This is a genomic window from Kitasatospora sp. NPDC059803 (assembly GCF_042732255.1).
In the GTDB taxonomy this organism is placed as follows: domain Bacteria; phylum Actinomycetota; class Actinomycetes; order Streptomycetales; family Streptomycetaceae; genus Kitasatospora.
Genome location: NZ_JBHWIJ010000293.1, coordinates 1739 through 10767, shown reverse-complemented (window position 1 = coordinate 10767; position 9029 = coordinate 1739). Strand labels below are relative to the sequence as shown.

At 67.9% G+C, this 9029-nt stretch carries 9 protein-coding genes and 2 pseudogenes; 6 read left to right on the top strand and 5 right to left on the bottom strand.

Translation table 11 applies throughout. The annotated features are described in order from the left end of the window. The first annotated feature begins 692 nt into the window (after window positions 1-692). The 5 genes and pseudogenes from ACFV6I_RS32525 to ACFV6I_RS32505 all read left to right on the top strand — a co-directional run bounded on the left by ACFV6I_RS32525 (window position 693) and on the right by ACFV6I_RS32505 (window position 3636). Window positions 693-1034, top strand: coding sequence for a hypothetical protein (locus ACFV6I_RS32525; protein WP_380429226.1), 342 nt, complete (start codon window positions 693-695; stop codon window positions 1032-1034). Between the two features lie 399 nt (window positions 1035-1433). Continuing rightward, a complete protein-coding gene (locus ACFV6I_RS32520) occupies window positions 1434-2039 on the top strand; it encodes a hypothetical protein (RefSeq protein WP_380342210.1) in 606 nt (201 codons plus the stop codon). Between the two features lie 131 nt (window positions 2040-2170). Continuing rightward, a pseudogene (locus ACFV6I_RS32515) lies at window positions 2171-2501 on the top strand (transposase family protein); the annotation flags it as partial. A 75-nt stretch (window positions 2502-2576) separates the two neighbouring features. After that, entirely contained in the window at window positions 2577-3161 is a 585-nt protein-coding gene (locus tag ACFV6I_RS32510) for a transposase (RefSeq protein ID WP_380429223.1), read from the top strand. A gap of 28 nt (window positions 3162-3189) precedes the next feature. After that, entirely contained in the window at window positions 3190-3636 is a 447-nt protein-coding gene (locus tag ACFV6I_RS32505) for a hypothetical protein (RefSeq protein WP_380342216.1), read from the top strand. 294 nt (window positions 3637-3930) lie between these two features. Here the strand turns inward: ACFV6I_RS32505 and ACFV6I_RS32500 are convergent, their stop codons facing one another. The 5 genes from ACFV6I_RS32500 to ACFV6I_RS32480 all read right to left on the bottom strand — a co-directional run bounded on the left by ACFV6I_RS32500 (window position 3931) and on the right by ACFV6I_RS32480 (window position 8178). After that, window positions 3931-4173, bottom strand: a complete 243-nt coding sequence (locus tag ACFV6I_RS32500; protein ID WP_380429221.1) for a hypothetical protein — start codon at window positions 4171-4173, stop codon at window positions 3931-3933. 682 nt (window positions 4174-4855) lie between these two features. Beyond that, window positions 4856-5269 (bottom strand): hypothetical protein, encoded by a 414-nt coding sequence (locus tag ACFV6I_RS32495; RefSeq protein WP_380429218.1) that lies wholly within the window; start codon window positions 5267-5269, stop codon window positions 4856-4858. Between the two features lie 1149 nt (window positions 5270-6418). Continuing rightward, window positions 6419-6757 (bottom strand): hypothetical protein, encoded by a 339-nt coding sequence (locus ACFV6I_RS32490; RefSeq protein WP_380429215.1) that lies wholly within the window; start codon window positions 6755-6757, stop codon window positions 6419-6421. A gap of 441 nt (window positions 6758-7198) precedes the next feature. After that, window positions 7199-7516, bottom strand: coding sequence for a hypothetical protein (locus ACFV6I_RS32485; RefSeq protein WP_380429213.1), 318 nt, complete (start codon window positions 7514-7516; stop codon window positions 7199-7201). 113 nt (window positions 7517-7629) lie between these two features. After that, window positions 7630-8178: a hypothetical protein gene (locus tag ACFV6I_RS32480; RefSeq protein WP_380429210.1), complete on the bottom strand. Its 549-nt coding sequence runs from the start codon at window positions 8176-8178 to the stop codon at window positions 7630-7632. A 628-nt stretch (window positions 8179-8806) separates the two neighbouring features. Here ACFV6I_RS32480 and ACFV6I_RS32475 point away from each other — a divergent pair. After that, a pseudogene (locus tag ACFV6I_RS32475) lies at window positions 8807-9029 on the top strand (hypothetical protein); the annotation flags it as partial.

Here is a 9029-nt window from a genome sequence, read left to right as displayed (position 1 = left end):
CTGGGCTGGTGGTCCCATCCTTGCCACGAGTAGCGGGTGATGGCGCTGCCGTTGCTGTCCTGCAGTACCGCGTCTAGGGTTCGCGCGTCGTAGGTGGCGGCCCCCGGTCCGACCGTTCACCGAGGCGAGGGCCCAATTCTGCCAGTCCGGCCCGTTGCAGTCCCACCCGTAGACCTGGCCGCCGTTCCAGGACTGACCGGGATGGAGCAGGTGCCACGGAATGTCCTTCTCCGCGCAGCGGTACTCGCCCCAATTGGTCTTGCCGATGGGGTAGCGCCGGGCAAGCTCGCGGACAGTGACCCCCGACGTCACCTCCCGCACGAACCGGGCCAGGGCATCCGCCTCCTCGGTCTCCCCCTTGAACCGCCCCTGCGGACGTCCAGCACCAGCCGCCCCGTGCCCCCTTGCCCTTGTCCGCGGCCAAACCGGATTGTCCGCTGCCCACTTGGCCATCGATCGGCCCCTTGTAGATGGACAATCAAACAGGCCGCACTGTGGAGTCTCCACCGGCTCTTCGGACAACTTGCAGGGTCCCGTGAAACAGCCGTCTGCGCGTATGGGCACGATCGGCTGAGCACGCCGGCGGAGTCCCCTCCGAGAGCGCGGCGCCAGGGGGATGGCCACACCGGGGCACGCTGCCAAGGAATCGGAACCGGATCACTCGGCAGGAAGCACGAAAGAAGGAGGCTCTAATGATCAAGCGAGCGGCAGGGGCGGTACTACCCGTTCTCGCGGCGACGATACTGCTGGCCGCCAGCCCGGCCAGTGCCGCTGGGACCGGCTGGTCGAGCTGCGACCGCGGCCTGTGCGACTACGCCTATGTGGAAGGCGCGATCGGGACAATCACCGATGACAGTGACGATGGCATCGGCGCGGGCCTGGATCTCTACCTCTCCAACGGCGAACCGCACGCCATCACCCTCGACGGCCTGGGATCAAGGGCACGAACCTACAACTACCGCATCGTGCAGGCCAGGATTTGCAACTGGAACGGCAGTCGCCTCTCCTCGTGCGGCGTCTGGAAGCACTTCTAACTACTTGGGAACCCCGGCGTACCAGCGCCAGCTGGTGCGCCGGGGTGGGCCGGGGAGCGCCGCACCCACCCCGGCAGCAAACCGGATCAGCGCGAAACGCAGTCTTTGCGGCAGGCACGGCGGTGGCCGCCGCATGCACGGGCGGCTCGGCATGAGCGGCCCGACCACCCGTCACGGTAAACCGCGCATCTACTGCGGCGACGGGCAGCTCGGCCAGGAGCAGCACACGCGTTTTCGCAAGTGAGCGGATCCGGCCACCCTGGGGGCCGGCCTGCCGGCGGACCAATGGCAGCCTGCCCCCGGGATCGGAAACCCAGCTGGATCCGGTTCCGGATCCGAAACCGACTGCACGTCAATTCCTTCTGTCCACCTAACCATTGACGATACAGGAGCTCCCGGATGGCTGGTTCACGTACCCTTCGCCCGGCAGCAGCCCTGGCCGCCGCCGCGACGGCCGTCACCGTGCTGCTCGCCCAGGCACCCGCCGCGACGGCCGCCCCCACCCCGCTGGCCCCGTACCTTCTGCCCACCCCGCACCTTCCGCCGCTCCCCCCGGACGCCGCCGCCGTCCCCGGGGCAGCCGTGTACGTGGACCAGCACACCGCAACGGCGGGCACGCTGCTGACCGTCACCCTGTCCCTGACCAACACCGAGTCGACCGACATCAACTTCGTCTACGAGTTCCTTCAGGCGACCTGGCCCGAGAACCAGAACCAGAACGCCTACGCCGTCGTCTCCTGCACCGGCGACATCACCGACTGCACCCACACCGACAAGAACGCGGCGCTCCACCTCAACACGCCGATTCCCCCGGGAGCCACCCGTACCGTGAAGGTCGGCGTCCAGATTCCCGCGGACCTCTCCTGCCGCCAGCAGCTCAACCTCAACTGGGTGCCCTACATCTACTACGAGTTCAACAACGCGACCCAGGCGAAGGACCAGAACTGGCAACAAGGCCTGCCCGCACTGCAGACCACCATCCTCTGCCCTGCCCAACCCGCCTGACCGCCGCCCTGCGCACCGCCGTCCCGGAACGGGAGTGTCATGAATTCGGCCCTGTCCCGTAATCGGTGGTACCGAAGGGTCACCGGCATCGTTGGCATGGCGTGCTGGATGTCAACGAGCCTGTGAGTGTGGTGTTTTCGGGGTTGTCGACACTGGTCATCGAGGACGTGGCAGATGAAGCCGGCTGGATCCGGGTGACAGCGCAGACCCGGGACGATCCGGCGCCGTGCCCCGCATGCGGGACGCCTACGGGGCGGGGCACGGGTTCCACGGGAGGGTGGTCGCGGACGTGCCAGTGGACGGACCGCGGGTCGTCGTCTCGGTGAGGTTGCGGCGACGGTGTGCCCGGTGCTCTGCCGCCCGCGGCAGACGTTCCGCGAGCAGATTCCCGGAGTCGTCGAGCGCTACCATCGCCGGACCAACCGCCTGGCCGACCAACCCGGCGAGGTCGTGCAGGAGTTACTGACTTCGGCGCTTCGGGGTGATTGGCCTGTTCATGTAGCTGACTGATGGTCACTTGCGCGCTATGTCGTAGGTATGCGATATGTGGATGGGGGCGGGCTGACGGCGAAAGGTCGCCAGCGTCGCGAGGAGGTGCGGCTGGAGGCCGCCGGGTTGTTCGCCGATGGGCTGGGGCCGCCGGAGGTCGCCCGCAGGTTGCGGGTGAGCTCGAAGTCGGCCTATCGGTGGCGCCAGGAGTGGATGGAGGGCGGGGTGGCGGCCCTGGCCTCACGAGGGACGAGCGGCCGGCGTTGCAAGCTGTCCGCGCGCTGCCAGGAGAAGCTGGCCGCCTACCTTGAGCAGGGCCCGGCCGCTCACGGCTGGGACGAGGACCAGGTGTGGACCGGCGCGCGGGTGGCGACGCTGATCGGCCGGAAGTTCCATGTGTGGCCTCGCGCAGCAGGGGCGCGGCCGTGCCCGTGGGTCACCGGCGCCCGCCACGCCTCGACCGGGTATCCGTTCGGGCCCGGCGCGCTCTCCAGCTCGGCGGCCGAAACGTCTGGCCGCTTGCGCGGCTTGGTCACCGTGTCCGGTCACAGAGGGTTTCCGGTTCATTATCGCGACCTTCCGGCCAACTCGTGGCGGGGCTGGTGGTTGCGTCGGCCATCGATGTTGACATAGGCATATCAGCAATGGAGAGGGGTGGATTATGGCGAAGCGGATGGGACTGGTGTCAGCGACCGTGATGCTGGCTGTGTCGGCCGCACTCGTGGGACCGGCCGTCGGCACAGCGGCGGCGACCTCCAGGACCGTTACGGACGTGACGAACGAGGCCACCTGGCGTCCAGGGACTCAGTTCGGGAACACCGTGCAGATTCATCGCTACACGAAGAGCGACGGGCACAACTACGTCGACAGCTGGCTCCAAGCACTCGACGGCAATACGGTTGCCTATTACTACGACCGTTCGTACAACGGCGGCAAGACATGGGACTCATTCGTCAACCGGATCTACACCCAAACCGGCGCCTCCCTGCCTGAGAAGTACGACGACGGCGGTGTCTGGTACCGGGCGTGCGGCGCGAGCGAGTGGCTCGGAAGCCCCTACACAAACCCTCAGTGGACCTACAACATCGCCTGCACTGGTTGGTACTAGGGTCCGGCATCGCGCACAAGCGGACTGTCTCCTATATCGAGGCCGTGCCTGAACGCCGCTGCTAGCCGGGTGCGGGGGCGGCCCACTTCCTGGAGCGCGCCTTGGACAGAGGAAGCCGGTTCCACGCACTAAAAACGCGAGGGACCGGCCATCCGCGCACAGCCCTGGTTCGGGGCCCCGCTCCGGGCTTCCCTGTCTCAGCACCGTCCCGGCAAGCCCGGTACGCCTGGTTTGCCGGGACGGCCCCACCTCAAGTGACAGCGTTTCGCGTGGGACCTGGGGCAGGCCGCGGCGTCAGGGGCCCTCACGGAAGCGGATCAGCGGTGGGTGTTCCACGGCGTCGGGATCGGCCCGCGGGTTGTAGGCGGCCGGCCCGGCCTCCCGCATGCGTTCGGCGATCCGCAGCCACTCCCGGTGGTCCGCGTCGGCGGTGAGCACCGACCGGTCGAACGTCTGGTCGTCCAGGGCCAGGCCCCTGACGTGGTGGAGCTGTTCCAGTGCCTTCGCCGCCGCCCGGTCGATCTGGGTCGGCGTCATCCCGTCCGCGTCCCGGCACACCAGGGCGCGGTGGAAGTGGCCCGTGTCCGGATGGAGTTCCAGGCGCTCGTCCTGTGGGCGCAGCCAGCGGGCCGGGATGGTGTGGACGACCGTGCGGGGAAGACGACGGCGCGGCCGTCCGGGGCCGTGCCGGGCTCCTCGCCGAAGCCGGTCACGGTCACCGTGATGCGCCGGCCGCGGACGAGGTGCAGTTGCATGTCGGCCAGTCACCTTGCGGCGCTCGTGACCGCCGGCTGTGCCGGGAGCCGTTGGGGGATGCTCGCGATGTAGGTCTCGCCGACCACGATGTCCCCGGTGCGCATCCGTCTTCTCCTCGCCCGTGCCGGTATCCATCGTGCCCGCCCTGGTCTTCGTGGCTGGCACCGCGGCTGGTGAGTTCGACGTCCACGGGCCGGTGGCGCCGTGGCCGCCGGTCGTGCGGATCGCCGCCGTCGTCGCCGAACCCCGCACCAGCCGTGGTCGGTGCGGGGTTCGGTTACGTCCGGGAGGGCGGGCCGGTGACGACGTGCCGGCCGCGCGTTCTGTCCCGGGCGGGCGACAACTGACGCCCCGCGAGCCCGGCCAGGTACCGACCCGCACCGTGCGCAGGCGCAGTCGGCCGGGTGCGCGGCGGGGGTGTCCGCACGTTGTCCGGGTGGCCGGTTACGCTCCTCGATCATCATCAGAAGGGTGAAGCGCTGGGATTCTTCGGCGAGCGGATCGCGCCCTTCAATAGGTCCATGACCCGTTCGTGAGTGTCACCAACTCGGTCTGCTACCTGTACACATATGGAAACGTCGTCGATCTCTACCATGGCTTTCTCTGTAAACCAGCCGATAAATATTAGGCCTTGTGCCGGAATCGGCCGACCGGGAGAGATTAATTGAAGTGAGAAGTCCTCACCGTCCTTCAGGCCCCGTGCTGTTAGCATGGTCACCACATCGTGGCACGTTCCCCAACGGGCGGAATCCATGGCGCCGTCAGCTTTCGCCGTAGCGGAGAACTTAACCCAGTAGTCGATCCTTGTCAGCACGGCCACGTCTTGAGCACCGTTCATGGCCTGGCATGCCCATACGAGCTGCTGATCTGGAGCCATGCCAGCCACAACGCGGCCAAACCAACCCAGTGCGGGCCTGACCGTCCGTGCGTACTGAGCGCGCGCAAGTACGGCCCCTACCGAAGCAAGGACCGCTGTGACAGCGGACTGAGTATCCAACAGCTCGAGCTTCCATATCCCAGCAGGGTGCTTTAAATTATTCCTTATCAGCGTGTAGAAAAGCAGTAGAAAACTGATAGCTACGAACGCAATCGGAAGCCTCGCGAACCACGGACTCCGTTTGACCACCCGCTGTGTTTCCACTGGTCCCCCCGGGTCTATTGGACGCCTCGCGCGGTCGGCTGCACAACACATGCCGGCGGTCAGGCCCTGTCATGCCGTTGTACGCCACACTCCCACCGTTGTCCCTGCAGATGCCGAAACTCGTTGCTCTGTACGAGGCGCTGGGCCGGCCATAGAAGTGCTCATCCGGCCCAGTTCCGCCACCGCACCCCATCAGGGATGGGGAATAGCCTGGCCATCGGGGCCGGTCACGGGCATGAGGGCTGGTTCTCACTGGGCCAGCAGACCTGCCTGTCGGTCCGGTGGTGAGCAGTGTTGGTGGGCCGGGCGCTTGCTGGCCGAGTGGGACGCTCCGCTGCCGGCCGCCCGTCAGCTGCACAGCTGCCGGCGCCAACCTCGCCGCAGCGCGGACCACACGGCACCTGCGACAGGAATTCCCGACAGGAGGATTCTGCACACCTGCCACCCCCTCCAGAAGCCCGAATCGGAGGACCCGAATTCAAAGCCATTTATGCGCGGCTTCCTGTAGCCCATCAGTCACGGTGATGGAATTAGGGCTTGATCGTCGGGAGGACGGCCGCCCTGTCCCTGGCCCTGGCCGTGACGCCGGGGCAGTGGGAGACTCGGCTGCCGTTTGCGCCTCTCGATGGCTCGCACGGACCGTGAACCATGTCCCACGCGAGCCATCGAGGGCGGGGCCAGCCGCCCCCTCCGGCTCCGGGTGGCGGCTGCGGCGGTTGCTGAGCTGCCGTCCGGCCCGTCGTGCCACGTCTTCGCTTCGGGGTCGACCAGTGGGCATGTGCTGCGTGCCCCCTGAGCTTGCCGTTTAACCTCTGGCATCGGCCGTTGAGCTGCCGATGGGCAGGCAGGTTGCCCGTTGGGGGGTCCGCGCCTCCGAACCCGTTGTCAGCCGGACTGCGCCTCCTGCTCGGCGGCTTCGGCCCTTGAGAGTCGCCACCGCATGGTCTCAGCCTCACTGCGGGCTGTCTCCTGAAGCTCCGGCGTCAGGCCGGAGTGATCCGCAGCAGCCTCGGAGGCTTCGGTCCAGGCGCGCAGGACTTCGACGGGACGCTGATGCCCGCAGTCGAGCCCGTTGCCCGAGTGGTCGTAGACGGTGGCCTCGTAGCCGATGTTCACCCACACGCTGGCGCCCTGGTCATGGAAGACGACCTCGAACGGTGCCTCGTCGGAGTCCGTGTCCTTGGGGGTGTCCGTGACGATCGTGAACTTCTCCTTGGGCTTCATCCAGTAGTCCTCGCCCCACGGCTCGACCCAGATCCCGAAGGTCTTCTCGGTCAGCGGTCTGCGGCTTCCGGGCTTCGCAGCCTGGGCTTCGTCCAGCCCAGCGTCTGCTTGAACAGGCGGAGTGTGTGCTCGATGTCGAAGCGGCGGAGGAAGGACTGTCAGCAGCGGTCGCGGTCCTCCCCGGTGGCGCCGACTCCGGTGTTCCGCCGGCGGATGAGTCTCTGGGGCTGGCGTTCGCGATGCTCGCGCAGGCCGCCAGCCGGTTCCGGCGGATCGTCAAGCTGCCGCCGGAGAGCACCGACGACGGCGACGACGAAGAGCGACAAGTGCTGGGGCCGTCCCAGCTTGTTCGCCCAGGCGGCGACGTCGCAGCCGGATCTGGGACAGGGGTGGTACAGCCGGATCACTCCGGGCAGCAGAGGCATGGCTCAGTGCTTGACGCTACCGGGGCCTTGCGTTCCCGAGTTCGGCTGCAAGCACCGCCATCTCGTGCAGACGCTCGTAGTACTCGGCTCCGCCGCCCTCGTCACCAAGAGACGGCAGGACCTTCTCAAGGGCCGCGAGGCACACGAGCAAGGTCCCGCGACGGTTCTCATCGAGGTGCCCTGACAGGACCGAGGAAACACCGCCGGCGGTGAACGCGTCCAGCAGTACCAGGTCTTCGCCGTCGATGTCTCGACCGCGAAGATGCGGAGGAAACGCCCGTTGGACGTGCTCCTCCCACAGCCGCGAGAGCAGCTCCACTGCCGGTTCATCCATGTTCAAGATCATGCCTCACGGACGAGGAAGCCCCGTGACGAGGGCCTCCGCAGGTCACGGTGATGGCCCGCCCCCTGAACCGAGGGAACGGGCCACCGTACGGACCGGGAGCGCTACGCCGTGCCGCGGCCGGCGTCCACGGCTTGGTCGAGGTGGTGGGCGAGGTCGGGCAACTGTTGGGCTGGGTCGCCGGTGGTGATGGTGCGGGGCATCGCGAGGGCGATCGCGCCTACCGCCGCCAGGGCGAGGCCCTCGCCGGTGCTCAGCCCGGTCTCGCCGGCCAGCACCAGCCCGCTGAGCACGAAGGCGGTGTCGGCGGGCACGCCGCCGTGGTCGTCGTCCTCGGGGTCCAGGTCCCGGCCGCAGGCGAGCACGGCGGCCGCGTACTCGCCCAGGTCCCGGCTGCCGGTACGGGCGGCCAACTCCGATACCCACACCACCGCCCTGCTCGCCGAAGCCGCCGCGATCCCTACCGCGGCCGCCAACCGCGCCTGCTGCTGCGCCGCAGCCCGATCCGCCTCGTCCTCCCCCGCCGCGTCCTGCTGCGCCCGGGCGGCGAGGTCGGCCGCTCGGGCGGCCCGCTCGGCGGCGAACACCGCCAGCCGCGCGTCGCCGCCGTCGTGTTCGTCGTCGCGTGCCGGCAGCACAGTCACATTCGTCATGACCGGTGAACTCACCAGCGCCACCAAGGTCACGCCCGGCCGGTGAGTTTCGGCTCGGCGACCGGTGAGTTTCGCCCCGCCCAAACTCCCCAACGCAGGTCAGGGCCCGTGCGATCCCCGTTGCACCCTGCGAACGGCCGTCCTGCAGAACGGCCGGCCGGTCGCAGCACTGCGCCATGGCGGCGCTGCACCGACTGCCACCCGTGCTACCCGAGCAGCGCCGTGCAGCGCTGCATGCTGTCCGGTGCCGGTGAAGCAGGCGGAGTCCGGAGCAAGGTGGCGGACCGCGCCGAGTTCATCCGGCGAGGTTGGCGAAGGTGGCGCGCGGTTCTCCACAGCCAACTGACCGCGTCAACAGTGCCTCGCCGGACGCCCGGCTTCGGAATCAGCCATTGGGTCATGGCCCGTCCGCGACTCTTCTCTCCAGCGGTAGGCGCGTGCTTTGCTGAGATGCTTCAACGCCTTTGCAGCGCAAGGAACTTCCACCCGGCATGGATGTCCTGCTCATCGTGGACAGTGTGGAGGACGGGCTGTCCGTACCACTTCACTGTTGCGGGGACAGGCGGCGACACCATGTCTGATCACTACAGGGGGTACGTTGAACATCGCCAAAAGGACACTGGGTCGCATGGCCCGCATAGTGGCTGCGGCCGTCACGCTGCCGGCCCTTGCGTTCGCCGGAGCCGGCACCGCAACGGCCAGTACGACCTCAACGCAGATCAGCGGCCAGCACCCACGGGTCAATGCGCCCAACGGCACCCTGGTCCTGCGCAGCGCGGCTACGGGCCTGTGTATCGATGACAGCAACTACGGCCTGCGGCACTTCGGATGCCAGGACCAGAGCGGCCAAT

Excerpts from the sequence above, each read along its gene's own strand:
- ACFV6I_RS32525 (WP_380429226.1), top strand. The coding sequence starts at position 693 with ATGATCAAGCGAGCGGCAGGGGCGGTACTACCCGTTCTCGCGGCGACG.
- ACFV6I_RS32520 (WP_380342210.1), top strand. The coding sequence starts at position 1,434 with ATGGCTGGTTCACGTACCCTTCGCCCGGCAGCAGCCCTGGCCGCCGCC.
- ACFV6I_RS32510 (WP_380429223.1), top strand. The coding sequence starts at position 2,577 with ATGCGATATGTGGATGGGGGCGGGCTGACGGCGAAAGGTCGCCAGCGT.
- ACFV6I_RS32505 (WP_380342216.1), top strand. The coding sequence starts at position 3,190 with ATGGCGAAGCGGATGGGACTGGTGTCAGCGACCGTGATGCTGGCTGTG.
- ACFV6I_RS32500 (WP_380429221.1), bottom strand. The coding sequence starts at position 4,173 with ATGACGCCGACCCAGATCGACCGGGCGGCGGCGAAGGCACTGGAACAG.
- ACFV6I_RS32495 (WP_380429218.1), bottom strand. The coding sequence starts at position 5,269 with ATGGCTCCAGATCAGCAGCTCGTATGGGCATGCCAGGCCATGAACGGT.
- ACFV6I_RS32490 (WP_380429215.1), bottom strand. The coding sequence starts at position 6,757 with ATGAAGCCCAAGGAGAAGTTCACGATCGTCACGGACACCCCCAAGGAC.
- ACFV6I_RS32485 (WP_380429213.1), bottom strand. The coding sequence starts at position 7,516 with ATGGATGAACCGGCAGTGGAGCTGCTCTCGCGGCTGTGGGAGGAGCAC.
- ACFV6I_RS32480 (WP_380429210.1), bottom strand. The coding sequence starts at position 8,178 with ATGACGAATGTGACTGTGCTGCCGGCACGCGACGACGAACACGACGGC.